Source organism: Cellulosimicrobium composti, assembly GCF_009711085.1.
Taxonomy (GTDB): domain Bacteria; phylum Actinomycetota; class Actinomycetes; order Actinomycetales; family Cellulomonadaceae; genus Cellulosimicrobium; species Cellulosimicrobium composti.
The window spans coordinates 1-24,408 of sequence record NZ_WMKA01000056.1 but is presented as its reverse complement, the minus strand read 5'-3'; the positions used below and the strand labels follow the sequence as shown (position 1 = coordinate 24,408).

At 75.6% G+C, this 24,408-nt stretch carries 23 protein-coding genes and 1 riboswitch; of the genes, 7 read left to right on the top strand and 16 right to left on the bottom strand.

Annotation, left to right across the window (positions count from 1 at the left end):
* Window positions 1–152 precede the first annotated feature (152 nt).
* On the bottom strand, window positions 153–791 hold the full coding sequence (locus tag GJV82_RS17075; protein ID WP_024839634.1) for a hypothetical protein: 639 nt from the start codon (window positions 789–791) through the stop codon (window positions 153–155).
* A gap of 60 nt (window positions 792–851) precedes the next feature.
* Window positions 852–1,310, bottom strand: a complete 459-nt coding sequence (locus GJV82_RS17070; protein WP_024839633.1) for a type II 3-dehydroquinate dehydratase — start codon at window positions 1,308–1,310, stop codon at window positions 852–854.
* A 242-nt stretch (window positions 1,311–1,552) separates the two neighbouring features.
* Here GJV82_RS17070 and GJV82_RS17065 point away from each other — a divergent pair, with 242 nt between their 5' ends.
* A complete protein-coding gene (locus GJV82_RS17065) occupies window positions 1,553–2,344 on the top strand; it encodes a glycerophosphodiester phosphodiesterase family protein (protein ID WP_024839632.1) in 792 nt (263 codons plus the stop codon).
* A 41-nt stretch (window positions 2,345–2,385) separates the two neighbouring features.
* Here the strand turns inward: GJV82_RS17065 and aroB are convergent, their stop codons facing one another.
* From aroB to aroC, 3 genes are read right to left on the bottom strand one after another with little or no spacing between them, the layout of a single operon-like run.
* Window positions 2,386–3,561 (bottom strand): 3-dehydroquinate synthase, encoded by a 1,176-nt coding sequence (aroB, locus tag GJV82_RS17060; protein ID WP_024839631.1) that lies wholly within the window; start codon window positions 3,559–3,561, stop codon window positions 2,386–2,388.
* Window positions 3,558–4,136, bottom strand: a complete 579-nt coding sequence (locus tag GJV82_RS17055; protein ID WP_155100052.1) for a shikimate kinase — start codon at window positions 4,134–4,136, stop codon at window positions 3,558–3,560. The genes aroB and GJV82_RS17055 overlap by 4 nt, the downstream gene beginning before the upstream one ends.
* On the bottom strand, window positions 4,136–5,353 hold the full coding sequence (gene aroC, locus GJV82_RS17050; protein WP_155100051.1) for a chorismate synthase: 1,218 nt from the start codon (window positions 5,351–5,353) through the stop codon (window positions 4,136–4,138). Before aroC ends, GJV82_RS17055 begins: the two co-directional genes overlap by 1 nt.
* 201 nt (window positions 5,354–5,554) lie before the next feature.
* On the opposite strand from aroC, the gene GJV82_RS17045 reads away from it, so the two are divergent.
* Entirely contained in the window at window positions 5,555–6,199 is a 645-nt protein-coding gene (locus tag GJV82_RS17045) for a prepilin peptidase (protein ID WP_155100050.1), read from the top strand.
* Between the two features lie 20 nt (window positions 6,200–6,219).
* Here the strand turns inward: GJV82_RS17045 and GJV82_RS17040 are convergent, their stop codons facing one another.
* The 8 genes from GJV82_RS17040 to GJV82_RS17005 all read right to left on the bottom strand — a co-directional run bounded on the left by GJV82_RS17040 (window position 6,220) and on the right by GJV82_RS17005 (window position 14,915).
* Complete coding sequence (locus GJV82_RS17040; RefSeq protein WP_318657763.1) at window positions 6,220–7,098, bottom strand: shikimate dehydrogenase; 879 nt, start codon at window positions 7,096–7,098, stop codon at window positions 6,220–6,222.
* The gene (gene mltG, locus GJV82_RS17035) at window positions 7,095–8,249 is read right to left on the bottom strand and encodes an endolytic transglycosylase MltG (RefSeq protein ID WP_318657762.1); all 1,155 of its coding nucleotides are present in this window, start codon (window positions 8,247–8,249) and stop codon (window positions 7,095–7,097) included. Before mltG ends, GJV82_RS17040 begins: the two co-directional genes overlap by 4 nt.
* Entirely contained in the window at window positions 8,246–8,782 is a 537-nt protein-coding gene (gene ruvX / locus GJV82_RS17030) for a Holliday junction resolvase RuvX (RefSeq protein WP_318657761.1), read from the bottom strand. Before ruvX ends, mltG begins: the two co-directional genes overlap by 4 nt.
* Window positions 8,779–11,466, bottom strand: coding sequence for an alanine--tRNA ligase (gene alaS, locus GJV82_RS17025; protein ID WP_155100048.1), 2,688 nt, complete (start codon window positions 11,464–11,466; stop codon window positions 8,779–8,781). Before alaS ends, ruvX begins: the two co-directional genes overlap by 4 nt.
* Window positions 11,467–11,539: 73 nt before the next feature.
* Window positions 11,540–11,896 carry a hypothetical protein gene (locus GJV82_RS17020; protein ID WP_024839623.1) on the bottom strand — a complete coding sequence of 119 codons (357 nt, stop codon included), beginning with the start codon at window positions 11,894–11,896 and terminating at the stop codon, window positions 11,540–11,542.
* Complete coding sequence (locus GJV82_RS17015; RefSeq protein WP_024839622.1) at window positions 11,896–12,282, bottom strand: DUF948 domain-containing protein; 387 nt, start codon at window positions 12,280–12,282, stop codon at window positions 11,896–11,898. The genes GJV82_RS17020 and GJV82_RS17015 overlap by 1 nt, the downstream gene beginning before the upstream one ends.
* A gap of 247 nt (window positions 12,283–12,529) precedes the next feature.
* Window positions 12,530–13,156 (bottom strand): 30S ribosomal protein S4, encoded by a 627-nt coding sequence (rpsD, locus tag GJV82_RS17010; protein ID WP_024839621.1) that lies wholly within the window; start codon window positions 13,154–13,156, stop codon window positions 12,530–12,532.
* A gap of 259 nt (window positions 13,157–13,415) precedes the next feature.
* Window positions 13,416–14,915 (bottom strand): replication-associated recombination protein A, encoded by a 1,500-nt coding sequence (locus GJV82_RS17005; RefSeq protein WP_155100047.1) that lies wholly within the window; start codon window positions 14,913–14,915, stop codon window positions 13,416–13,418.
* A gap of 128 nt (window positions 14,916–15,043) precedes the next feature.
* Here GJV82_RS17005 and GJV82_RS17000 point away from each other — a divergent pair, with 128 nt between their 5' ends.
* Entirely contained in the window at window positions 15,044–17,290 is a 2,247-nt protein-coding gene (locus GJV82_RS17000) for an MMPL family transporter (protein WP_024839619.1), read from the top strand.
* A 96-nt stretch (window positions 17,291–17,386) separates the two neighbouring features.
* On the opposite strand, the gene aspS is transcribed toward GJV82_RS17000, so the two are convergent.
* Window positions 17,387–19,183: an aspartate--tRNA ligase gene (gene aspS, locus GJV82_RS16995; RefSeq protein WP_024839618.1), complete on the bottom strand. Its 1,797-nt coding sequence runs from the start codon at window positions 19,181–19,183 to the stop codon at window positions 17,387–17,389.
* 190 nt (window positions 19,184–19,373) lie between these two features.
* Between aspS and GJV82_RS16990 the strand changes: the two genes are divergently transcribed.
* Together GJV82_RS16990 and GJV82_RS16985 are read left to right on the top strand one after the other, a co-directional pair.
* The gene (locus tag GJV82_RS16990; protein WP_024839617.1) at window positions 19,374–19,841 is read left to right on the top strand and encodes a PPOX class F420-dependent oxidoreductase; all 468 of its coding nucleotides are present in this window, start codon (window positions 19,374–19,376) and stop codon (window positions 19,839–19,841) included.
* A 132-nt stretch (window positions 19,842–19,973) separates the two neighbouring features.
* Complete coding sequence (locus GJV82_RS16985; protein ID WP_024839616.1) at window positions 19,974–20,288, top strand: DUF1330 domain-containing protein; 315 nt, start codon at window positions 19,974–19,976, stop codon at window positions 20,286–20,288.
* Between the two features lie 55 nt (window positions 20,289–20,343).
* On the opposite strand, the gene GJV82_RS16980 is transcribed toward GJV82_RS16985, so the two are convergent.
* Both GJV82_RS16980 and GJV82_RS16975 read right to left on the bottom strand, forming a co-directional pair.
* Entirely contained in the window at window positions 20,344–22,005 is a 1,662-nt protein-coding gene (locus GJV82_RS16980) for an Rv2578c family radical SAM protein (RefSeq protein WP_024839615.1), read from the bottom strand.
* Window positions 22,006–22,059: 54 nt separating this feature from the next.
* A complete protein-coding gene (locus GJV82_RS16975) occupies window positions 22,060–22,500 on the bottom strand; it encodes a hypothetical protein (protein WP_155100046.1) in 441 nt (146 codons plus the stop codon).
* A 134-nt stretch (window positions 22,501–22,634) separates the two neighbouring features.
* Window positions 22,635–22,754: riboswitch (TPP riboswitch) on the top strand.
* Window positions 22,755–22,858: 104 nt separating this feature from the next.
* On the opposite strand from GJV82_RS16975, the gene GJV82_RS16970 reads away from it, so the two are divergent.
* Window positions 22,859–23,545, top strand: coding sequence for an ECF transporter S component (locus GJV82_RS16970; RefSeq protein ID WP_155100045.1), 687 nt, complete (start codon window positions 22,859–22,861; stop codon window positions 23,543–23,545).
* Window positions 23,538–24,408 (top strand): ABC transporter ATP-binding protein (locus GJV82_RS16965; protein WP_155100044.1); only part of this gene is annotated, 871 nt, incomplete at its 3' end. The genes GJV82_RS16970 and GJV82_RS16965, both read left to right, overlap by 8 nt.

Below are 24,408 nucleotides of genomic sequence, written 5' to 3'. Positions count from 1 at the left end.
GCCCGACCGGCCGGGCCGGGGCGGGCGCGCCGGGTCGCCGGACCGCGCGGCGGCCCGCAGCACCGCCTGCGTCACCGGTCCGCCACCGAGCACGCTCGCGGCGAGCGCCACGACCCACACGAGCGCGACCAGCACCACCGACACCGGGTCCGTCATCCCCTGCCCTCTCGTCGATCCTGCGGCGGCTCCCCCTGGAGCTCGCCGAGCAGCCGTGCGACGACGGGCCGCACCGCCGCCTCCTCGGGCCACAGCGCGGCGCGCAGCCGCTGGCTGACCGCCTGCTCGGACACCCCGAGCGCACGGGCCACATCCTTCTGCGTGCCGCCCACACGCGCGAGCGTGTCGACCGCCTCCCACCCCGGGTCCGTCCGCCGCTCGACCACGGCGGCCAGGAGCCGCAGCAGCGCCTCGACCTCGGCGGCGCGCTCCGGGGGCTCCCCGCGGACGGCGACGGGGGCCGTGGCGGCGCGGGACTTGGCCTGCTCGACGGCGTCGCGCGCCCGCACGAACGCCTCGCCCGACGCCTCGCGCGAGACGGCCGGGAGCGGCTCGTCGACGCCTCCCGCGCCGAGCCCGACGCTCCAGCCGCCGTCGCGCAGCAGGTCGAGCACGACGTCGACGACGGTGGCCGGGTCGTCGAGGACGCCCTGGACCTCGTCGCCCACCGTGCGGTCGAACGGGACGACGACGCCGGGGCGGTCGGCCAGGAGCGAGTCCAGGCGCGCGAGGACCTCGGGCACGCGGTCGGGGCGACCGGTGCTCCCTCGCTGGTCGACGGTGAGCACGAACACGCGATCAAGCCTACGCGCTGGATACCCGTCCATCAAGGGCACGGGCTTGATGAGAGCGGATCAAGGCTGCGTCGTCGTGCGGAGGCGCGCGGCGACCGCCTCGAGCGCGAGGCGGTACGAGTCGAAGCCGAACCCCGCGACGGTGCCGGTCGCGACCGCGCCGACGACCGAGTGCGCGCGGAACGCCTCGCGCGCCGCGGGGTTGCTCAGATGCACCTCGACGAGGAGGAGCCCCGACGTCGTGACCTGCGCCGCGGCGTCGCGCACCGCGTAGGAGTAGTGCGTGAACGCGGCGGGGTTGAGCACCACGTGGGCGCGCGCGTCCACGGCTTCGTGGAGCCACCCCACGAGCTCGGACTCGTCGTCGGTCTGGCGCACGTCGACCGCGAGGCCGAGGCCGCTCCCCCACGCGAGGGCCGACTCCTGGAGGTCGGCCATCGACGCGGAGCCGTAGATCTCCGGCTCGCGCACACCGAGCCGCCCGAGGTTGGGTCCGTTGAGGACCAGCACGCGTTCCATGGCGCCCGAGCCTAGCTGTGCCCCGGGTCGCGGCGCCGGACCCGCCCGTCCCGTGGCCGGCCCGCCCCGCGACCTCCTCGACGAGCGACCGGACGCGGCCTCGGGCAGGCTGACGACGTGAGCCGAACCGCGTCCCTCACCACCCCGGAGCCCGCCGCACCGGTCGCCGCACGCGCGAGGAGGTCGGGCCCACCGGCCCGCGCCCTCGGCCGTCGGCCGGTGCCCGTCGCAGGAGTCGCGCCGTGACCGCCCTGAGCGCCGGGAGCCGCCTCGCGGGCGGCTACCTGGACGCCCCGTTCGCCGCGCTCGCGCACCGCGGCTTCTCGCGACGCGGCCTCGAGAACTCGATGGCGGCGTTCGCGGCGGCCCGCGACCTCGGGCTGCACTACGTCGAGACGGACGCCCACGCCACGGCCGACGGCGTCGCCGTCGCGCTGCACGACGCGTCGCTGGACCGCACCACGGACGCGCACGGCCGCGTGGCCGACCTCCCGTGGCGCGCGGTCCGCGCCGCGCGGATCGGCGGCGAGGAGCCGGTCCCGGCGCTCGAGGACGTCCTCGGGACCTGGCCCGACCTGCGGGTCAACGTCGACGTGAAGTCGGCGGCGGCCGCCGAGCCCGTCGCCCGGGCGATCGAGCGCACGCGCGCGCACGACCGGGTCTGCGTCGCGTCGTTCTCGGCGTCCCGCCGCCTCGCGACGGTCGCCCGCCTGTCGCGGCCCGTCACGGTCTCCGGCGCGCGCGGCGCGGTGCTCGGCATGCTCGTCGCGGGTCGCGCACGGCTCGACGCGCTCGCGCGCCTCGCGACGCGCGGCGTCGACTGCCTCCAGGTGCCCGTGCGCGGCGGGTGGGTGCGCGTCGTCGACTCCGCGTTCGTCCGCGCGGCGCACCGCGCGGGCGTCGCGGTGCACGCGTGGACGGTGAACGACACCGCGACGATGCACCGGCTCCTCGACCTCGGCGTCGACGGGATCGTCACCGACCGCGCGGACCTCCTGCGCGACGTGCTGCTCGCGCGCGGGATGTGGTCGTGACCGCCCGCGGCACCCTCACCGCGTGAGGGTGCCCCGGCGGCTCAGAGCGTGACGGGGCCCCGCCCGACCGGGGCCTCCGCGGCGATCTCCGCGTAGGCGGCGGCGAGCAGCGTCGGGTCCGGCCCCTCGAGGCGCGTGGGGCGCGCGACGTCGTCGAGCACGACGAACCGCAGCAGGTCGCCGCGCGACTTCTTGTCGCGCCGCATCGCGGAGAGCAGCTGCTCCCACCGGTCGCCCCGGTAGGTCAGGGGCAGGCCGAGCGAGCCGAGGATCGCGCGGTGCCGCTCGACGACCGCGTCGTCGAGCTTCCCGGCGAGGCGCGACAGCTCCGCGGCGAACACCATGCCGACCGACACGGCCGCGCCGTGGCGCCACTGGTACCGCTCGGTGAGCTCGACCGCGTGGCCGAGCGTGTGGCCGTAGTTGAGGATCTCGCGCAGGCCGGACTCCTTGAGGTCCTCCCCCACGACCCGTGCCTTGACCGCGATCGAGCGCTCGACGAGCTCGGCCACGACGGCCCACGTCGCGTCCGTCGTGGGGCGCGTGCCCCACGCGCCGAGCACGTCCGCGTTCTCCTCGACGAGCTCGAGGATGCGCTCGTCCGCGATGAAGCCCGTCTTGACGACCTCCGCCATCCCGGCGACGAAGTCCCACCGCCCGAGCGACTCCAGCGCGGCGAGGTCGCACAGCACGCCCGCCGGAGGGTGGAACGACCCGACGAGGTTCTTGCCCTCCGCGGTGTTGATGCCGGTCTTGCCCCCCACGGCCGCGTCGACCATCGCGAGGAGCGTCGTCGGCACGTGCACGACGCGGATCCCGCGCAGCCACGTCGCGGCGACGAACCCGCCCAGGTCCGTCGTCGCGCCGCCGCCGACGGTGACGATCGCGTCCGAGCGCGTGAAGTCGGCCTGCCCGAGCACGCCCCACAGGAACGCCGCGACCTGGGCGGTCTTCGCCTCCTCGGCGTCCGGGACCTCCGCGACGAACGCCTCGTAGCCCGACGCCTTGAGGTCCTCGTGCACGACCTCGGCGGTCGCGGCGAGCGCGGCCGGGTGCACGACGAGCACGCGACGCACGCGGTCGCCGAGCATCGCGGGCAGCTCGCCGAGCAGGTGGCGCCCCACGACGACGTCGTAGGGCTGCTCCCCCGCGACCCGCACGCGCGTGGACGGTGCGGCGGCGGGGACGGGCTCGGGGGCGGGGGTCGTGTCGCTCACGCGTCCTCCTGGGTGTCCGGGGTGCCGGCGGCGTCGCGCTCGGCGAGGTGGCGGCGGATCTCCTGGGCGACCTGCGCCGGGGTGCGCGCGTCCGTGTGGACGCGCAGGGTCGCGACCCGCTCGTAGACGGGGCGCCGCTCATCCATGAGGGCGGCCCACCGCGCGCGGGGGTTGCCGAGGAGCAGGGGCCGCGACTGGTTGAGGCCGACGCGCGGCGCGGCGTGGGCGAGGCTCACGTCGAGGAACACGACCGTGCCGCCCGCCGCCGCGTACGCCGCGAGCGCGGCCTGCGTGTGCTCGTCGAGCACGGCCCCGCCGCCCAGGGCGAGCACGCCGTCGTGCGTGGCGAGCGCCGTCGTCACGGCCTCGCGCTCGAGCTCGCGGAAGTGCGGCTCGCCGTGGTCGACGAAGATCTCGGAGACCGGCTTGCCCGCCACGGTCTCGACGTCGGTGTCCGTGTCACGCTGCGCGAGCCCGAGCAGCTCGGCCAGGTGCCGCGAGACGGTCGACTTGCCGCTGCCGGGCGGGCCGACGAGGACGACGACCGGCCGCGTGCCGGCGGGGACGGGCGTCATCAGCGCTGCAGCTCCGGGATCGCGGCGAGGTAGGCCTCGGCGTTGCGCCGGACCTCGGCGACCGAGTCGCCCCCGAACTTCTCGATCGCCTGCTCCGCGAGCACGAGCGCGACCATCGCCTCGGCGACGACCGCGGCGGGCGGGACGGCGCACACGTCGGAGCGCTGGTGCTGGGCCTTGGCCTCCTCGCCCGTGACGACGTCGACCGTCGCGAGCGCGCGCGGCACGGTCGAGATCGGCTTCATCGCGGCGCGCACGCGCACGACCTCGCCGTTCGACATGCCGCCCTCGACGCCACCGGCGCGGTTGCTGCGGCGGTGGATCCGGCCGTCGGCGCCGCGCTCGATCTCGTCGTGCGCGGCCGAGCCGCGGCGGCGCGCGGTGCGGAAGCCGTCGCCGACCTCGACGCCCTTGATCGCCTGGATGCCCATGAGGACGGCGGCGAGCCGCGCGTCGAGCCGGCGGTCGCTCTGCGCGTACGTGCCGAGCCCGGACGGGACGCCGTACGCGAGCACCTCGACGACGCCGCCGAGCGTGTCGCCGGCCTTCTGGCAGTCGTCGATCTCGGCGACCATCGCGGCGGACGTCGCGGGGTCGAAGCAGCGCACGGGGTCCGCGTCGAGCGCCGCGACGTCGTCGGGGCCGGGCACCGGCGCGCCCTCGGGCACCTCGACGGGGCCGATCCCCACGACGTGCGAGACGAGCCGGACGCCGAGCGCCTGCTCGAGGAACTTCGCGGCCGCGGCGCCGAGCGCGACGCGCGTCGCGGTCTCGCGCGCCGAGGCGCGCTCCAGCACGGGGCGCGCATCCTCGAAGCCGTACTTGCGCATGCCCACGAGGTCGGCGTGACCGGGGCGGGGCCGCGTGAGGGGCCGGTTGCGCGCGATCTCGCGCACGTCGCCCGTGCCCGCGTCGACGAGCAGCGCCTCGGGCGGCACCGGGTCCGCCGACATGACGTCGACCCACTTGGGCCACTCGGAGTTCGCGATCTCGACCGCGAGGGGGCCGCCCTGCGTCACGCCGTGGCGCAGCCCGCCGAGGACGCGCAGCTCGTCCTGCTCGAACTTCTGGCGCGAGCCCCGCCCGTACCCGAGGCGGCGGCGCGCGAGGGCGGACCGCACGTCGTCCGTCGTGAGCTCGACGCCCGCGGGCAGCCCGTCGAGGATCCCGACCAGCGCCTCGCCGTGCGACTCACCCGATGTCAACCAACGCAGCATGATCGCCATCCTCCCACGTCGGCGGCCCCCTCCCGGTGGGCGCCCGCACTGCGGACCGGGCCCCCGCACGGGCGGCCGTGGTCCCCGTGGTCGGGGACGTGGCGCCGCGCCGCCTCGCGGTGACGCCGGTGCGGCGCGGGGCGCGGTGGCGCTGTGGACGACGGCGCCGCGACCTGGCGCCGGACCGCTACGGTGCCGCGCATGGTCGAGCAGGGGGACGGCACGACGGCCGGAGGACCGGGCGCGCCGTGGCGCACGCTCCGCGACCGCGTCGCGCACGAGGTCGGCGCCGCGGGGCCGCTCGCGCGCGGCACGGCGGTCGTCGCAGCGGTGGGTGCGGCATGGTGGTCGGGACCGGTGTGGGCGACGCCGGCCCTCGTGCTCGCCGCCGCGGCCGGCGGGCTCGTCGCGGTCGTCGACGCGCGCACGCACCGGCTTCCCGACGCCGTCGTGCTCCCGGCGTGGGCCGGCGTCGTGCTGCTGCTCGCCGTCGCGGCGGTCGCCACCGGGGACGGCGCGGGGCTCGTGCGCGCGCTCGCGGGTGGCGCGACCGGCTTCGCGGCCTACGCCGTGCTACGGCTCGCGTACCCGCCGGGGCTCGGGTTCGGCGACGTCAAGCTCGCGGGGCTCCTCGGCACGCCGCTCGGGTGGCTCGGATGGAGCGCCCTCGCGGTCGGGCTCGTGCTGCCGTTCTTGCTCGGCGGGCTCTGGGCTCTCGTGCTCGTGGCGGTCCGCCGGGCGCGACGCGACACAGCCGTGCCCTTCGGGCCGTCCATGGTGCTCGGGGCGGTGCTCGCCGTGGCGCTCGGCGGCGCGATACCCGGTGGCGCGGTACCCGGCAGCTGAGCCGCGAGACTCCCCCGGCGTCAGGCCGGGACGCCGAGCGCCGCGCCCAGGGCGCGGTCCATCGCGTCGAGCGGCGCGACCCGGCCCGTCATGAGGCGCACCTGCTCGGCCGCCTGGTGCAGGAGCATCCGCTCCCCGCCGACGACGGTCCCGCCCGCCCGGGCCCAGGCCGCGGACAGCGCGGTGGGGCGCGGGTCGTAGACGACGTCGAGCAGCACTCCCGCCAGGGCCGCGCCGGACGCGGTCACCGCGTCCGCGACGGGGTCGGCGGCGCGCGAGGGCAGCGTCGCGACGACGACGTCCGCCCCCGCGAGCCGCGCGGCGAGCGCGGGCGACGCGGGGTCGAGGACCTCGAAGCGCGGCTCGACACCCATGCGGTGCGCCGCGCGCTGGAGCGTGCCGGTGCGGCCGAGCGACCGCACGAGGACCGTCGGGTCGGTGCAGCCGAGCTGGGCGAGCGCCGCGAGCGTCGACGCGGCGGTCGCGCCCGCGCCGAGCACGACGGCGGTCCGCGCGTCCCGCTCCCCCAGCCCCTCCCGCAGGGCCGCGACGAGGCCGTGCACGTCGGTGTTCGTGCCGACGAAGGTCGGCCGCCGGCCGCCCGTCGGTTGTACGACGAGCGTGTTGACCGCGCCCACGACGTTCGCGAGCGGATCGACGTGGTCGAGCAGCGGGATCACCGCGTGCTTGAGCGGCATGGTCAGGCTCAGGCCCGCCCAGGACGCGTCGAGCCCGTTGACCAGCGCCGGGAGCTGCTCCTCCGTGGTGTCGATCGCGTCGTACGTCCAGCCCTCGAGGCCGAGCGCCGCGTACGCGGCGCGGTGCAGCACCGGGGACAACGAGTGGGCGACGGGGTGCCCGAGGACGGCCGCGCGGCGCGGCGAGCTCGTCGCGCTCACCCGCCGTTCTCCGCCTGCCATCGACGAAGCTCGGCGACGTTCGCCTCGTGCTCGTCCCACGTCACGGCGAACTTCGTCTCGCCCGTCTCGAGGTTGACGGCGGTCCAGAAGATCCAGTCACCCGGCTCGGGGTTGACGACGGCCGCCAACGAGTCCGGGCCCGGGCTCGCGATGGGCGTCGGCGGGAGACCCTTGTGGACGTAGGTGTTGTACGGGTTGTCCGGGTTGCGCGTGTCGTCGCGCGTCAACTCGGTCCCGGGCTTGTCCAGCCCGTAGGCCACCGCCGCGTCGATCTGGAGCGCCATGTCGGTCGCCAGTCGATTCTCGATGGCCCGCGCCATCTTGGGCCGGTCCGGGGCGTACTTCGCCTCGCGCTCGATGAGCGAGGCCTTGTTCAGCACCGACTCGCGGTCCGCCGGAGCCACTCCCAGCTCGTCGAGCTTCATCACCGTCTGCGAGACCATGTTCCGGATCACGCCCTGCGCGCTCACGTCTCCCGGCTCGAGGACGTACGTCGTCGGGTAGAGCCAGCCCTCGTAGTTCCCGTTCGCCTCGGCGGGCAGGCCCGTCGCCGCGGTGTCGGCCATGGCCGTCTCGAACTCGGCGACCGGGATGCCCGTGACCGAGGAGGCACGTTCGAGGACCTGCTTGACCGTGAAGCCCTCGGGGATCGTGATCTTGGTCTCGACGCGCGAGTCGTTCGCGACGAGGCGCGCGACGGCGTCCTTGGCGGACATGCCGAGGAGCAGCGTGTGGGTGCCGGGCTGGATCTTGCCGGCGTTCGGGTTCGCCTCGAACGCCTGGATGAACGCGGCCGAGCTCGCGACGACGCCCGCCTCCGTGAGCGCAGCACCCATGTCGCGACCCGTCGAGCCGGGCTCGATGACGACGTCGACCGGGTCGGTGCCCGGTCCCTCGAAGTCCTTGGCCTCGAGCGGGTTCGCGAAGCCGAACAGGCTCGACGCGTTGTTGAGCAGGAGGTACCCGGCACCGCCCACGACGAGGACGGAGACGAGCAGCACGACGAGCGCGCGGCGACGCCGGCGCTGGCGTCGCTTCTTCGCCGCCCGGCGGGCGCGCTGCTCCGCGCGCGACGAGCGCGCAGGCTGCTGCTCGCCCTGGACGGCGGGCCGATCGAACAGGTCGGTCACGGTCGGTGGTCTCCTGTCGGGTCTACAGGTTCTCCGGCGCGCACCCCCGCGCCCCGCTCGGCGTCGAGAGCGGATTGCAGAATGATAACGGCGGCGGCCTGGTCGACGACGCTCCGGTGCTTGCGCCCGGCGCGTCCCGACGCGTGCAGCGCCTGGTGCGCGCTGACGGTCGTCATCCGCTCGTCGACGAGGTGCACCGGCACCGGGGCGACGACGCGTGCCACCAGTTCAGCGTACGCCCGTGCGCTCTGGGCCGCGGCGCCCTCGCCCCCGGAGAGGTGGCGCGGGAGGCCGACGTAGACGACGCGCGCGCCGCGCTCGTCGACCTCGGCGGCGATCCGGGCGACGTCCGCCGGCACCGCGGCGCCCGTGCGGGTGTCCCGGGCGAGCGTCTCGACGGGTGTCGCGACGAGCCCGTCCGGGTCGCTCGCGGCGAGCCCGACGCGCACGCTCCCGACGTCGACGCCGAGGCGCGCCCCCCGCGGGAGGGGGGCGCGCCCGTCGTCGCCGGTGGTCGGGGGGACGCCCGTCACGCGGCCGCCGCGACGCCGTCGCGCACGCCCTGCAGCGCCGCGGGGAGCGCGGACGCGTCCGTGCCGCCGCCCTGCGCCATGTCGTCCTTGCCACCGCCGCCGCCGCCGAGCGTCTGGGCGGCAGCCTTGGCGAGCACCCCGGCGCGCAGCCCCGCCGCGCGGGCGGAGGCGTTCGTCACGACGACGACCTGCGGGCGACCCTTGGCGACGCCGCCGACGGCCACGACCGTGGGGTCGGCCTCGCCGAGACGGCCGCGGACGTCGAGCGCGAGGGCGCGCAGGTCGTCCGCGGAGGCGACCTCGCCGGCGTCGTGCACGACGACGCGCGTGCCGCCGACGAGCTCCGCGCCCGCCGCGAGCGTGCCCGCGACCGCGAGCAGCTGGGCCTGGCGGAGCTGCGCGAGCTCCTTCTCCGCGTCGCGCAGGCGCGACACGAGCGCGCTCACGCGGTCGGGGAGCTCGTCGGTGCGCACGTTGAGCAGGCCGGTGAGCTGGCCCACGAGCGCGTGCTCCTTGGCCTGGAAGCCGTACGCTCCGTCGCCGACGAGCGCGTCGACGCGGCGCACGCCCGAGCCGATCGAGGACTCGCCGAGCAGCGTCACGAGGCCGAGCTGGCCCGTGCGCTGCACGTGCGTGCCCGCGCAGAGCTCGCGCGACCAGTCGCCGCCGATCGACACGACGCGCACGACGTCGCCGTACTTCTCGCCGAACAGCGCCATGGCCCCCATGGCGCGCGCCTCGGCGATCGGCATGAGCTGGTCCGTGACCTCGAGGTTCTCCTGGAGCTGGGTGTTGACCCGCTCCTCGATCTCCGAGAGCGCGCCCGAGGGCACGGCGGACGAGCGGCGGAAGTCGAAGCGGATGCGGCTGGGCGCGTTCTCGGACCCGGCCTGGGTCGCGTCCTTGCCGAGCGACTCCTGGAGCGCCTTGTGGATCATGTGCGTCGCCGAGTGGGCGCGGCTGATCGCCTTGCGGCGGTCCCGGTCGATCGTCGCGGTCCCGGGGTCGCCGAGCGCCGCGGTGCCCTCGACGAGGCGGCCGCGGTGCACGGACAGGCCCTTGATCGGGCGCTGGACGTCGTCGACCTCGATGGTCGCCCCGCTGTCGAGCACGATCGTGCCGTGGTCGGCGAGCTGGCCGCCGGCCTCGGCGTAGAACGGCGTGCGGTCGAGCACGACCTCGACGTCGGCGGGGGCCGTCGCCGCGGGCGCGGGCACGCCGTCGACGAGCAGGCCCTCGACGCGCACGGACGCCGACGACTCGGTGTACCCGAGGAACTCGACGGGAGCCGCGAGCCCGGACGCGAGCGACTCGTACGCCGCCGTGTCCACGCCGCCCGAGCGCTTCGCGAGCGCGTCGGCGCGCGCACGCTGGCGCTGCTCGGTCATGAGCGCGCGGAACGCCTTCTCGTCGACCTGGACGCCCTGCTCGGCGGCCATCTCGAGCGTGAGGTCGATCGGGAAGCCGTACGTGTCGTGGAGCGCGAACGCCTGGTCGCCGCCCAGCACCGGCGTGCTGCCGGAGCCGGCCGCGGCCTTGGCCCTGGACACGGCGGTGTCGAGGATCGTCGTCCCGGCCGTGAGCGTGCGGCGGAACGCGTCCTCCTCCGTGTAGGCGACGTCGGAGATGCGCGCGAAGTCGGTCGCGACCTCCGGGTACGACGGCGCCATGGCGTCGCGGCTCACGGGCAGCAGCGCGGGCATCGCGCGGTCCTCGACGCCCAGCAGACGCATCGCGCGCACCGAGCGGCGCAGGAGGCGACGCAGCACGTAGCCGCGGCCCTCGTTCGAGGGGCGCACGCCGTCGCTCATGATCATGAGCGCCGAGCGCACGTGGTCCGCGACGACGCGCATGCGCACGTCGTCCTCGTGGTTCGCGCCGTACCGCCGGCCCGAGAGCTCCTCGGCCGCGGCGATGACGGGGAACACCTCGTCGATCTCGTAGAGGTTGTCCTTGCCCTGGAGCAGGTACGCGACGCGCTCCAGGCCCATGCCCGTGTCGATGTTCTTGCGCGCGAGCTCGGAGACGATGCGGAAGTCCTCCTTGGACTTCACGTCGTCGATCGCGTACTGCATGAACACGAGGTTCCAGATCTCGAGGTAGCGGTCCTCGTCGACGACGGGCCCGCCCTCGCGGCCGAACTCGGGGCCGCGGTCGATGTAGATCTCCGAGCACGGGCCGGCGGGGCCGGGCTGGCCGGTCGACCAGTAGTTGTCCTTCTTGCCGCGCGCCTGGATGCGCTCGTCGGGCAGGCCGGCGATGCGCTTCCACAGCTGCCGCGCCTCGTCGTCGTCGTGGTAGACGGTGACCCAGACGCTCTCCGGGTCGAACCCGTACTTGCCCTCCTCGCGCGAGCCCGTGACGAGGTCCCAGGCGTAGGTGATCGCGCCTTCCTTGAAGTAGTCCCCGAACGAGAAGTTGCCGTTCATCTGGAAGAACGTGCCGTGGCGGGTCGTCTTGCCGACCTCGTCGATGTCGAGCGTGCGCACGCACTTCTGGACGCTCGTCGCGCGGTCCCACGGCGGCGTCTGCTCGCCCGTCATGTACGGGATGAACGGGACCATGCCCGCGATGGTGAACAGCGTGGACGGGTCCGGGGAGACGAGCGACGCCGACGGCACGACGGTGTGGTCGCGGTCGGCGAAGTAGTCGAGCCAGCGCTTGCGGATCTCGGCGGTGCGCATGATGTCCTTCGGGGGCAGTCGGTGGGTCGTGCGGGGGTCGTGCGGTGGGGCTCGCGGCGCGGGGCGCCGCGTCCTAGAAGGAGTAACCGAGGAGGTCCTCGACGTCGTCCGTGTCGTCGGTGGGTGCCGCTGCGGCGGACGGTCGCGCGTGGCGGCCGGCCGCCCGGCGCGCTCGCACCGCCTCGGGGTCCTCCTGGCCCTCGGCGAGGAGCGCCGCCATGAGCTCCTGCTCGCGCGCGTCGCGCGCCGCGGCGAACTCGACGCGGAAGTCGCGGGCGATCTCGACGACGCGCTCGCCGAGGCCGTTGACCTGCTCGGTCGCCTGGTCCACGAGCGACGCGGGGGCGAGGCGCGCGAGGATCCGCCGGCCGCGGACGACGACCACCACGGTGATCGCGACCCCGACGCCGACCCAGAGCACGCGGCGCATCAGCGCCGACCCCCCTCACGGCCCGAGGACCGGCCGCGGCCGAACGAGCGCGCGGCGGCCTGCCGCACGCCGTAGGTGAACGCGGCGACCTTGACGAGCGGCGCGCCGAACGTCGCGGCGTACAGGCCGGTGAGCGCGGAGACGTTCTCGCTCACCTGCGCGGCCGACGTCGTGATGGTGTCCACCTTGACGAGCTGGCTGTTCGTCGTGGCCACGGTCGAGGCGGCCTCGTCGAGGATCGGGACGGAGTGGTCCGTGACCTCCTTGATGCTCGCGCGCGCCTCGTCGAGCACGCGGCCGAGCTTGAGGAGCGGCACCGCGAGCAGACCGACGAGCAGCACGAACGCGACGGCTGCGATGAGGCCGGCCACATCTCCCAGGGACATTCTTCCTCCAGTGCCTGTCACGGTGCCTTGTCCGGGCCCGCCCGACGCGCGCCCCGGGCGGGTCGCCGCGGGGTCCTCGCGGACGACGCGCGGCTCCGCGAAACACTACCCGCACCAGGGCGGGGACCGGCGTCCGGCACGGCGCGACGGGTCGACGCGGACGAGTCCGCAAGGATCGGTGCAGCGCCCGGACGCACGAACGCCTCGCTCGCCGACGAAGCGGGGAGCGAGGCGTCCGGAGCGGGACTCAGCGAGCGTAGTACTCGACGACGAGCTGGACCTCGCACTGCACGGGGACCTCGGCGCGCTTCGGGCGACGCGTGAGGACCGCGCTCAGCTTCTCGAGCTGGACGTCCAGGTAGCCCGGGACGGCGGGGAGGACGTCGCGGTGCGCGCCCGCGGCGGCGACCTGGAACGGCGTCGTCGCCTGGCTCTTCGGCTTGACCTGGAGGGTCTGGCCGGGCTTCACGCGGAACGACGGGCGGTCGACGATCTTGCCGTCGACGAGGATGTGGCGGTGCGTGACCGCCTGGCGCGCCTGCAGGATGGTGCGGGCGAAGCCGGCGCGCAGCACGAGCGCGTCGAGACGGGTCTCGAGGTTCTCGACGAGCGCCTCACCGGTCAGACCCTTGTCCTTGCGGGCCTCCTCGTACGCACGCGCGAGCTGCTTCTCGCGGAGCATGTACTGGGCGCGCAGACGCTGCTTCTCGCGCAGACGGACCGCGTAGTCGGACTCGGTGCGGCGGCGGGCCCGGCCGTGCTCACCCGGGGGGTACGGGCGCTTCTCGAAGTGCTTGACGGCCTTCGGGGTGAGGGCGATGCCCAGGGCGCGGCTCAGGCGGACCTGGCGGCGCGAGCGCTTGACAGACGTCACAGCGTTCTCTCATTCCTGTCGTGTGTGTACTGACGTCACACCTGGTCCCGAGGAGCCGGGTCCGGGTGCGGGACCAGCCGATGGACCGCGCGTCTCTCCGCCGGAGAGGTACGGGTCGGGGCCGAGGTCCCAGGTGGTCGCCGTGCAGGCAACCTGAGAAGTCTACCGCACCACCGGAGCCGCCGGGTCCGGTCGGTCGCGCGGTCGGTCGCGCGGGCGGGCCGGGGTCGCGCCCGACCGTCCGGACCGCGCGTGCGCCCTACGGTCGTGAGCCGTCCGCGCCGCCGGGCGCGAGGATGTCCCGGATGCGCCCCAGCCGGTCGGCGACCTGCCGCTCGTACCCGCGGTCCGTCGGCGTGTAGTACCGCGACCCGACGAGCGTGTCCGGCAGGTACTGCTGCGCGGCGACGCCGTGCGGGGCGTCGTGCGCGTAGACGTACCCGGTGCCGTGGCCCAGCTGCTTGGCTCCCGGGTAGTGCGCGTCGCGCAGGTGCGCCGGGACGGACCCCGCCCGGCCGGCCCGCACGTCCGCGAGCGCCGCGTCGATGCCGAGGTAGGCGGCGTTGGACTTCGGCGCGGTCGCGAGGTGCACGACGGCCTCCGCGAGGACGATCCGCCCCTCGGGCATCCCGATGAGCTGGACGGCCTGCGCGGCGGCGACGGCGGTCTGCAGGGCGGACGGGTCGGCCATGCCGACGTCCTCGGCCGCGGCGATGACGAGGCGCCGCGCGATGAACCGCGGGTCCTCCCCCGCGGCGATCATGCGCGCGAGGTAGTGCAGGGCGGCGTCGACGTCAGAGCCGCGCATCGACTTGATGAACGCGGAGACGACGTCGTAGTGCTGGTCGCCGTCGCGGTCGTAGCGCACGGCGGCGACGTCGACGGCGCGCTCGACCGCGTCGAGGTCGACGCGCACGGGGTCGCCGTCCGTCGTGGCGTCGGGAGCCGCGGCGTCCTCGGGGTCGGCGTCCTCGGACGCGGCGGGCGCGGCGGGCGTCGCGGGCGCGGGGGCGTCGGAGAGGGCGGCGCCGGCCGCGGCCTCGAGGACGGTGAGGGCCTTGCGGGCGTCGCCGCCGGCGAGGCGCACGAGGTGGTCCTCGGCCTCGTCGGTGAGCGCGACGAGGCCGCCGAGCCCGCGCTCGTCGGTGACGGCGCGGCGCACGAGCGCGCGGACGTCGTCGTCCCCGAGAGGCTGGAGCGTGAGCAGGAGGGAGCGCGAGAGCAGGGGCGAGTTGACGGAGAAGCTCGGGTTCTCCGTCGTCGCGGCGACGAGGGTGACCCAGCGGTTCTCGACGCTCGGCAGGAGCGCGTCCTGCTGCGACTTGGAGAAGCGGTGCACCTCGTCGATGAACAGGACGGTCTCCTCGCCGCCCGTGGCGAGGCGGCGGCGGGCGTCCTCGACGACGGTGCGGACGTCCTTGACGCCCGCGGTGACGGCGGAGAGCTCGACGAAGCGGCGGCCCGAGGCGGTCGCGATGAGGTAGGCGAGCGTCGTCTTGCCGGTGCCGGGAGGGCCCCAGAGGATGACGGAGCCGGGTGCGGCGCGCCCGCCGGACGCGTCGCTCCCGGTGCCGGACTGGATGAGGCGCCGCAGGGGCGAGCCGGGCACGAGCAGGTGGGCCTGGCCCGCGACCTCGTCGAGGGCGGCGGGGCGCATGCGCACGGCGAGCGGGGCCCCCGGTCCGGGTCGCGGCGTGCCCTGCGCGCCGGAGGTGGCGGCGCCGAAGAGGTCGCCGCCGAAGAGATCACCGGTGGACATGGGCCCGAGCCTACGCACCGCCGCCCACGGGTCGTGCCGACCGGGTCCTGGGGAGGTCGGGTGAACGTCGGTCCGCACGGTGCGGGGCGATCTGACAGGCGGCACGGGCGGGTGGGATGCTGACGCTCGTGTTCGAGAGCCTTGGTCGTCGTGTCGCCCGCCGTCCCCGCCTGACCGTCGTCGTGTGGGTCGTCCTCACCGGTCTCGGTTTCGCGCTCGCGCTGTTCGGCGTGCACGGCGAGGGCGTGTTCGACCGGGTGACGACGGGCGCGCCGACCGTCCCCGGCTCGGACAGCGAGCGCGCGACGCAGGTCCTGGCCGAGAACGACGAGGGGGGTCCGGAGATCACGCTCCTCGTGAGCGGGGTCGACCCGGCGGACGCCGAGGTCGTCGAGGCGATGACCGAGGTCAACGCGGACCTCGTGGCGATCGAGGGCGTGGACACGGTCATCAACCCGTACGTGATCCCGGGCGGGGTCGAGGACCCGGCGGCGCAGTCGCTCGTCGCGAGCGACGGGGAGGGGTTCCTGTCGGTGGTGACGCTGCGCACCGACATCGACGCCGAGCGCACGGACGCGGTGGCCGAGCGGGTCGTCGAGCAGCTCGACGCGGTCCCGGCCACGCTCGCGCAGGCCGCCCCGGGCGCGGCCGGTGACGCGACGGGGCTCGTGGGTTCGAACGCCCTCATCGTCGAGGCGATCACGGGGCAGGTCGAGGAGGACCTCACGACGGGCGAGAAGGTCGCCCTGCCGGTCGCGCTGCTCATCATGGTGCTGGTGTTCGGCGGGTTCCTCGCCGCGGCGATGCCGATGGCGGGCGCGGTCGCGTCCATCGGGACGGGGCTCGGCGTGCTGCTGGGCCTGACGTACGTGCTCGACGTCGACGCCTCGGTGGTCAACGTCGTCACCCTGCTGGGCCTGGGCCTGTCGATCGACTACGGCCTGCTCGTCGTGTCGCGGTTCCGGGAGGAGCTGCACCGCCTGATCGCGGCGGGCGACGACCCGGCGCTGCGCCGGCGGCGCGGGGACGGCGTGGTGCACGCGGCGCTCGTGCGCACGATGGCGACGGCGGGACGCACCGTCGCGTTCTCCGCGCTCACGGTCGCGATCTCGATCGCGGGCCTCATGGTGTTCCGCCCGGACATCCTGCGGTCGGTCGGCGCGGGCGGGCTGGGCGTGGTGCTCGTCGCGGTCGCGACGGCGCTCACGCTCGTCCCCGCGCTGCTCGCGTTCTCCGGGCGCCGTCTCGCGCAGCCCGGCGTGCTGGGCCGCGTGCCCGGCCTGCGGCGGCTGCTCGCCCGCACGGCGGACGTGCAGTCGGACGAGGGCGCGTTCTCCCGGCTCGCGGCGCGCGTGCAGCGTCACCCGGTGTGGGTCCTCGTCACGACGGTCGTCGTGCTCGTGGTCCTCGCGCTGCCCGTGCTCGGGCTGCACATGCGCAACTCGGGCATCGAGCTGCTCCCCCAGGGCTCGCCGCAGCGCGAGTTCGTCGACGAGCTCGCGGCGCAGTACCCGTCGAGCGAGAGCGCCCAGGTGGTCGCGGTCGTGGACGCGAGCGTCGCGGACGCGCAGGCGTGGGCCGACGACGTCGCGCGGCTCGACGGCGTCGCGAGCGTCGACCCGGCCGCGCCGGTGGGCCCGTACGCCGTGGTCGGCGTGCACGTCGAGGCCGGAGACGCGGGCAGCCCGGAGGCCGTGTCGGTCGTGCGGGAGGTGCGGGCCACCGACGCCGGCTTCGACGTGTGGGTCACCGGGCAGGCCGCGGGTCAGGTCGACTTCCTCGACGCGCTCGGCGAGCGCGTGTGGTGGGCCGTGGGGATCGTCGTCGGAGCGACGCTCGTGCTGCTGTTCCTCATGACGGGCTCGGTCGTCGTACCGGTCAAGGCGCTGCTGACGAACGCGCTCTCGCTCGCGGCGTCGCTCGGCGTGCTCGTGTGGGTGTTCCAGGACGGGCACCTGGAGGGGCTGCTCGGCTTCACCTCGGTCGGGGGGATCGAGACGTACGTGGTCGCGCTCGTCGTGGCGTTCGCGTTCGGCCTCGCGATGGACTACGAGGTGTTCCTCCTCGCGCGGATCAAGGAGCTCTACGACGCCGGCGCCACGAACGACGAGGCGGTGCGCCTCGGCCTGCAGCGCTCCGGGCGGATCATCACGTCGGCGGCCGCGATCATCATCGTGGTCTTCGCCGGGTTCGTCGTGGGCGACCTGCTCGTCATCAAGGAGGTCGGCTTCGCGCTCGCGGTCGCGGTGCTCGTCGACGCGACGATCGTGCGTCTGCTCCTCGTCCCGGCGACGATGACGCTCCTCGGCCGGTACAACTGGTGGGCGCCGCGGCCGCTGCGGTGGGTGCACCGCCGTCTCGCGATCACCCACTGACGGACGCTCGCGCCGCGCCCCGAGGAGCGCAGAGCGCCGAGGGCGCCCCACCCGCGTGCGGGGTGGGGCGCCCTCGGCGCTCTGGCTCGGACGGCGTCAGGCGCCGGCCGCGCCGTCCGTCCCAACGGCCGGGGCGGCGGGCTTCGCGTCGACGCCCGCCTCCTTGCGCTGCTCGGGCGTGATCGGCGCGGGGGCCTGCGTGAGCGGGTCGAACCCGCCGCCCGACTTCGGGAACGCGATGACGTCGCGGATCGAGTCGGACTTCGTCAGCAGCGCCACGATGCGGTCCCAGCCGAACGCGATCCCGCCGTGCGGCGGCGCGCCGAACTTGAACGCGTCGAGGAGGAAGCCGAACTTCTCCTGCGCCTCCTCGGGACCGATGCCCATGACGTCGAAGACGCGCTCCTGCACGTCGCGGCGGTGGATACGGATGGACCCGCCGCCGATCTCGTTGCCGTTGCACACGATGTCGTACGCGTAGGCGAGCGCCTCGCCCGGGTTCTGCTCGAACGTGTCGATCCACTCCGGCGTCGGGGACGTGAACGCGTGGTGCACGGCCGTCCAGGCGGAGTGGCCCAGGTCGACGTCGTCGTCCTCGCCGGTCGGCTTGAACAGCGGCGCGTCCACGACCCACACGAACGCCCACGCGTCCTCGTCGATCTGCCCCGTGCGCCGGGCGATCTCCTGGCGCGCGGCGCCGAGCAGCGCGCGCGAGTCCGAGGTCTTGCCCGCGGCGAAGAACACGGCGTCGCCCGGCTGGGCGCCCGTCGCGTCGCGCAGGCCCTCGCGCTCCGCGTCGGACAGGTTCTTCGCGACCGGGCCGCCGAGCGTCCCGTCCTCGCCGAACGTCACGTACGCGAGGCCGCGGGCGCCGCGCTGCTTGGCCCACTCCTGCCACGCGTCGAACTGGCGACGCGGCTGCGACGCCCCGCCCGCCATGACGACGGCGCCGACGTACTCGGCCTGGAACACGCGGAACGGCGTGTCCTTGAAGTAGTCCGTGAGCTCGACGAGCGGGTTGCCGAAGCGCAGGTCGGGCTTGTCCGTGCCGTACAGGCGCATCGCGTCGTGGAACGTCATGCGCGGGATCGGCGTCGGGATCGTGTACCCGACGAGCTCCCACAGCGCGACGAGGATCTTCTCCGCGAGGGCGATGACGTCGTCCTGCTCGACGAAGCTCATCTCCACGTCGAGCTGCGTGAACTCGGGCTGGCGGTCGGCGCGGAAGTCCTCGTCGCGGTAGCAGCGCGCGATCTGGTAGTAGCGCTCCATGCCCGCGACCATGAGGAGCTGCTTGAACAGCTGCGGCGACTGCGGCAGCGCGTACCAGGAGCCGGGCGCGAGGCGCGCGGGCACGAGGAAGTCGCGCGCGCCCTCCGGGGTCGACCGCGTGAGGGTCGGCGTCTCGATCTCGACGAAGTCCTCCGCGTCGAGCACGCGGCGCGCGGCCTGGTTGACCTTGGCGCGCAGGCGCAGCGCGTGCGCGGGCGCGGGGCGGCGCAGGTCGAGGTAGCGGTGCTTGAGGCGCGCCTCCTCGCCGATCGTCTCGGTGTCCGCGAGCGCCGTGGAGACCTGGAACGGCAGGGCCTCGGACGTGTTGAGCACGACGACGTCGCTCGCGACGACCTCGATCTCGCCCGTGGGCAGGGCCGTGTTCTCGTTGCCCTCGGGGCGGCGCGAGACCTCGCCGGTGACCTGGAGGACGAACTCGTTGCGCAGCGGGTGCGCGACGGCCTCGTCGCGGATGACGACCTGGGCGATGCCGGACGCGTCGCGCAGGTCGATGAAGGCGACGCCGCCGTGGTCGCGCCGACGGTCGACCCAGCCCGTGAGGGTGACGGTCTGACCGGTGTGCTCGGCCCGCAGTGAGCCGGCCGTTCGGGTGCGCAGCACGGAGGGTTCCTTCCAGGTGGGCGGTGGGGTCGCGCTCCCGGGACGGGGGCGCGTCCCGGGAAGTCTAGTGCGGGCGGGCGCCGGGGCTCGACCGGGATACCGTGGCGGGTGCCACCGGGCGGTGCCGGGCACCGTGGGCCGGTGGCGGCGCGCACCGGCCGGTGCGCGCCCGCACGAGGAGGGAGACCTGGTGGCACGCACCATCGCGACGAACCGGCGCGTCGAGCGCGACGAGCTCGTGGAGTTCCTGCGTTCGCGCCACGACGGCGTGCTCGTGACGACCCGGCGGGACGGTCGCCCGCAGCTCAGCCCGGTGACGTACGGGGTCGACGCCGAGGGCCGGGTGGTCGTGTCGACGTACCCGGAGCGCGCGAAGGCGGTGAACGTGCGCCGTGACGCGCGGGCGTCGCTGCTGTCGCTCGGCGAGCGGTTCTCGGACCCGTGGGTGCAGGTCGACGGCGAGGCCGAGGTCATCGACCTGCCGGACTCGGTCGAGCCGCTCGTCGAGTACTACCGGTCGATCAGCGGCGAGCACCCGGACTGGGACGAGTACCGTGCCGCGATGGTCACGCAGGGCAAGTCGCTCGTGCGCCTGACGATCACGCGCTGGGGCCCGGTCGCGACGGGCGGCTTCCCGGCGCGCCTCGCGGACGCCTGACGGTCTCGCCGAGCGACGGCTGGGGCACCGGCGACCGCAAGGGCACGGGCGACCGCAGGGGCACGGGCGAGCGCCTCGGCGCGCTGACGGCCGAGCCGTGGCGGCACGCCGCAGCGGCGTACCGCGCCGAGCATGCCGATCACCCTGTGCGTCCTGCTGTGGCCCACCGCGGGCAGCGCCGACCTGCTCACCGCGTACGAGGACGACGTCCTCGCCCTCGTGCCGGTCCACGGCGGGCGCGTGGTCTCGCGCGTCCGCGCGCTGCCCGGCCAGGACGCGTCGCTGCCGACCGAGGTGCAGGTCATCGAGATGCCCGACGACGACGCGCTCGCCGCGTACCTGGCCGACCCCGCGCGCGTCGCGCTGGCCGACGTCCGCGACCGGGCCGTGGCCCGGACGGACATCGTCCGGGTCAGCGCCGTGCCGCACCGCGACCGGCCCTCCTGACCCGCCTACCGGGCGCACCGGCCGCGGTCACGCCTCCTCCCGGCCCGGCGCCTCGTCAGAACAGGACCTGCTCGACTCCCCCGCCGACGACGTCCAGCCCCCCGCCGTCGACCGGCATGCCCGCGAGCGCCCCGTCGTGGCCGCGGTGCCCCGCGGCCCGGTCACCTCGTGCGATGCTCCCGGCCGGGTAGGCGCCGTCCGCCGGCGGGCCGGCGTCGCGCGGGCCGCCTCCGAGGCCGCCGAGCTCGCCGCGGCGGTACCGGCCCTCGACGCCGGCGGGGCCGCGGTGGCCCGAGACGGCGAAGCCGCGCGCCTCGAGCAGGGGGCGCACGCGGTCCCAGAGCCACGACCGGTACGCCGTCGAGGCGTACGTGCCGCGCGCGTAGACACGCTCGTACCCGGGCACGAGCCGCGGGTGCTCGCGCGCGAGCCAGCCCATGTACCACTCGCGCGTGCCGGGCTTGAGGTGCAGGGGCAGCACCGTGACCCCCGTCGCGCCGGCGTCCTTGACGGCGTCGAGCAGGTCGGTGAGCGCGCGCGTCGAGTCGGTGAGCCACGGCAGCACGGGAGCGACCATGACGCCGCACGGCAGGCCGGCCTCGCGGATCGCGCGGATCAGGTCGAGCCGGGCGCGCGGCGTGGGCGTGCCGGGCTCGACGCTCGCCTGGAGCGCGGGGTCGAGGAGGGCGAGGGAGACGCCGATCCCCACCTCGACGCGCGAGGACGCGTCGGCGAGGAGCGGGAGGTCGCGGCGCAGGAGGGTGCCCTTGGTGAGGATCGACAGCGGGGTGCCGGACCCGGCGAGCGCGTCGATGATGCCGGGCATGAGCCGGTAGCGGCCCTCCGCGCGCTGGTAGGGGTCCGTGTTGGTGCCGAGCGCGACCGGCTCGTGGGCCCAGGAGCGGCGCGCGAGCTCGGCGCGCAGCACCTCGTCCACGTTGACCTTGACGACGACCTCGCGGTCGAAGTCCTCCCCTGCGTCGAGGTCGAGGTACTGGTGGGTCGGGCGGGCGAAGCAGTTGTGGCTCACGACGCCCGCGGCGACGAAGTCGCGCGTGCCGGTGGTGATGTCGACGAGCTCGGTCTCCTCGCCCGGGCCGTCGAGGGCCTCGAGGGAGTCGACCCGCAGCCCGTCGCTGCCGGTCACGTCGCGGCCGTCGAGCACGGCGTCGCCGCCCGCGAGCGCCGCGGCGCCCGGGCCGACGAGCACGTCGCCGAGCGCGAGGTGGGCGCGGTGCCCCGCCCCGCCGACGACGTGGCGCCAGCCGCGCTCGGTGAGGAAGCGGTGGTCGCCGCTCGCGACGAGCCGGGTGCCGTCCGCGAGGGTGACGCGGTAGGCGCGCTTGCGCGTGGTCCAGCGGTCGAGGACGCGCGTGCGCACGTACCGGCGGTAGGCCCCGTGCGGGGCTGTCCCGACGATCTCGTCGCCGACGCGCAGGTCCCCGACGGGGCGCTGGGTGCCGTCGGCGAGCAGGACGGGGGTCCGCGGGTCGAGGCAGTACGAGCACGCGTGGCTGCAGCCGCGGTAGGGGTTGACGGTCCAGCGGAACGGCATGCGCGACATCGCCGGGACCTTGGACAGCGCGCTCCTGGCCGTCACCTCGTGGAACGTGATGCCCGCGAACTCGGGCGTGCGCACGCTGCGCACGAGGCCCGCGCGCTCCAGCCCCGGGAGCGCGCCGTCGTCCGCGCCGATCGCCTGTCCGTCCCACCGCACGTCGCCATTCGAACAGGTGTTCGAACGGGTGTCAAGGCGCTCGCGCGGTGGGTGTCAGCGCGCATCCTCCTCGACCCACGCCTGGAGCGTCGTGAGGTTCGCGAGCGGGACGAAGTGACCGATCCGGGGGTGGTCCAGCGCCACGCCGACGACCCCGGCCGCACCGAGCGACGCGACGTAGCCGACGGCGTCCGGCATCGGCACGGCGAGCAGCGGCACCGGCTCGCCCGCCGGGACGACTCCGAGGGCGTGCGCCGCGTCGCGCGCGCGGGTGGCGCTGCTGTAGAGGCAGACCATCGGCCCCTGCGGCGCGGCGACCGCGTAGGGCCTCGGCCGGTCGGGCTCGCCACGGGCGACGAAGAACCACGTCGCCAGGCGCGACACGTGTCGCCACAGGGCGACCTGCGCGGTCGTGTCGCCCGGCGCGGCCGCGCGGACCTCGCTGTCGAGGCGGTCCAGCTCGGCGACCGCCGCGGGGTCGTTGTCCGTCGTCATGCGTGCCTCGTCCCGTCGTGTCCCGGCCGTCCGCCGGCGGCGGGGCCCCGGCCACCCTCGCACACGTGCCGCGCACCGTCCCGCTGCGTGAGACGCCGGTGTCCCCCGTGCGCCCGGCGGGCCTAGGGTCGGGCCGAACGCCCCCGGGGAGCGCACGAGCGCTGAGAGTGCAGGCCGGACACCCGTCCCACCCGCAGACCCGTGGAACCTGATCTGGTTCGTACCAGCGAAGGGAGCAGGGCCGACGTCACCGTCCCCTGCGCGCCGTGCCCGCGCGCCCGCGCCCGGCCGGACGCGCGGGGCGGCGGGCGGCGTCGTCGTGCACCCCTCGACCGGGGGCCCGACGGAGGGAACCCGCATGACCGAGCCCGGCACGACGCCCCCGCCCGCACCGCCCGCCGCGCGGACCCCGGCCACGACCCCGACCGCGAGCGCGCCCGGCACGAGGGTCCGGCCGCCGGGTGCCGGGGGCGGACGGTGCGGGCCGACGCTGCACGAGACGGTGCTCGTCGCGGTACTCGGCGTGGTCTTCGGCTTCGTCTACTGGGCGTTCGTGCAGCTCTGGGCACCGCTGCAGATCCTCATGGGCCCGCTCGCGGACCTCGCGGCGAACGTGCTCGCGGGCGCGTGGATCGTCGTCGGGCCGCTCGCCACCTACATCGTGCGCCGGCCGGGCGTGGGCGTCCTCGCCGAGACGCTCGCGGCGCTCGTGGAGGTCGTCTTCCTCGCCTCGCCCGCAGGACCGCTGCTCCTCCTCGTGGGGCTCGTCCAGGGCGCCGGCGCCGAGCTCCCCTTCGCGCTCACCCGCTACCGCCGGTTCGGGTGGGGCGTCTTCGTCGCGTCGGGCGTGAGCGCGGCGCTCGTCACGTTCGCGTTCAACGCGGTCCGCCTCGGCTGGCTCGGCCAGGACCTCGCGATGCTGCGCCTGGGCGTCCAGGTCGTCTCGTGCGTGGTGCTGTGCGGGCTCGCGGCGCGCCTGCTCGGCGACGCGCTCGCACGCACCGGCGCGCTCGACGCCTTCGCGATCGGCGCGACCCGTGACTGACGCGTCCAGCGCGCCCCACGCCGTCGAGGCCGCGCACCTGGACGTGGCCCTGGGCCACCGCGCGCGCCCGGTGCTCCACGACGTCGACGTCGTCGTGCCCGCCGGCACGTCCCTGCTCGTCGTCGGCCCCTCCGGGTCGGGGAAGTCGACGCTCGTGCGCGCGCTCGTCGGCGTCGTCCCGCACACCCTGCCCGGCGTGGTGCGCGGCCACCTGCGCGTCGCGGGCACCGACCCGCGCGAGACGACGCCGGCCGCGCTCGCCGCGCACGTCGGCCTCGTGCAGCAGCGCCCGGGCGACCAGCTCTGCCTGGCGCGCGTGGACGACGAGCTGCGGTTCGCGCTCGAGAACCGCGGCACCGACCCGGCCACCGTGGACGCGCGCTCGACCGCGGCCCTGGAGTCCGCCGGGGCCGCCCACCTCCGCGACCGGCCGACGCACGCCCTGTCCGGGGGCGAGGCGCAGCGGGTCGCCCTCGCCGCGGCGCTCGTCGCCGACCCGGGTCTCGTGGTGCTCGACGAGCCCACGGCGCTCCTCGACCCGGCCGCCGCGCACGACGTCGGCACCCTCGTCGCCGGGCTCGCCCGGCCCACGACGCCGGTCGGCGGGTCCGACCAGCGGGACCCGGCGGGGCGGGGCCGCTCCGTCGTGCTCGTCGAGCACCGGCTCGACGAGCTCGGCACGCTGCCCGCGGCGACGCTCGCGCTCGACCGCGGCGGTCGCGTGCTCGCGCACGGCCCGACGGACCACGTGCTGCGCGAGCACGCCGGCGCGCTCGCCGCGCTCGGGTGCCGGCTCCCGCTCGCGGTCCGGCTCGAGCACGCGGGCGCGCCCGCGCCCCTCGGCGACCCCGCGACCGACGACT

What these genes read in the sequence shown, in the direction of transcription:
- GJV82_RS17005 (WP_155100047.1), bottom strand. Translation starts at nt 14,915, where the DNA reads ATGTCCACCGGTGATCTCTTCGGCGGCGACCTCTTCGGCGCCGCCACC.
- GJV82_RS16975 (WP_155100046.1), bottom strand. Translation starts at nt 22,500, where the DNA reads ATGACGACGGACAACGACCCCGCGGCGGTCGCCGAGCTGGACCGCCTC.
- GJV82_RS17015 (WP_024839622.1), bottom strand. Translation starts at nt 12,282, where the DNA reads ATGTCCCTGGGAGATGTGGCCGGCCTCATCGCAGCCGTCGCGTTCGTG.
- alaS (WP_155100048.1), bottom strand. Translation starts at nt 11,466, where the DNA reads ATGCGCACCGCCGAGATCCGCAAGCGCTGGCTCGACTACTTCGCCGAC.
- GJV82_RS16985 (WP_024839616.1), top strand. Translation starts at nt 19,974, where the DNA reads ATGCCGATCACCCTGTGCGTCCTGCTGTGGCCCACCGCGGGCAGCGCC.
- GJV82_RS17055 (WP_155100052.1), bottom strand. Translation starts at nt 4,136, where the DNA reads ATGACGCCCGTCCCCGCCGGCACGCGGCCGGTCGTCGTCCTCGTCGGC.
- GJV82_RS17045 (WP_155100050.1), top strand. Translation starts at nt 5,555, where the DNA reads ATGGTCGAGCAGGGGGACGGCACGACGGCCGGAGGACCGGGCGCGCCG.
- GJV82_RS17070 (WP_024839633.1), bottom strand. Translation starts at nt 1,310, where the DNA reads ATGGAACGCGTGCTGGTCCTCAACGGACCCAACCTCGGGCGGCTCGGT.
- aroC (WP_155100051.1), bottom strand. Translation starts at nt 5,353, where the DNA reads ATGCTGCGTTGGTTGACATCGGGTGAGTCGCACGGCGAGGCGCTGGTC.
- GJV82_RS17020 (WP_024839623.1), bottom strand. Translation starts at nt 11,896, where the DNA reads ATGCGCCGCGTGCTCTGGGTCGGCGTCGGGGTCGCGATCACCGTGGTG.
- GJV82_RS16970 (WP_155100045.1), top strand. Translation starts at nt 22,859, where the DNA reads ATGACCGAGCCCGGCACGACGCCCCCGCCCGCACCGCCCGCCGCGCGG.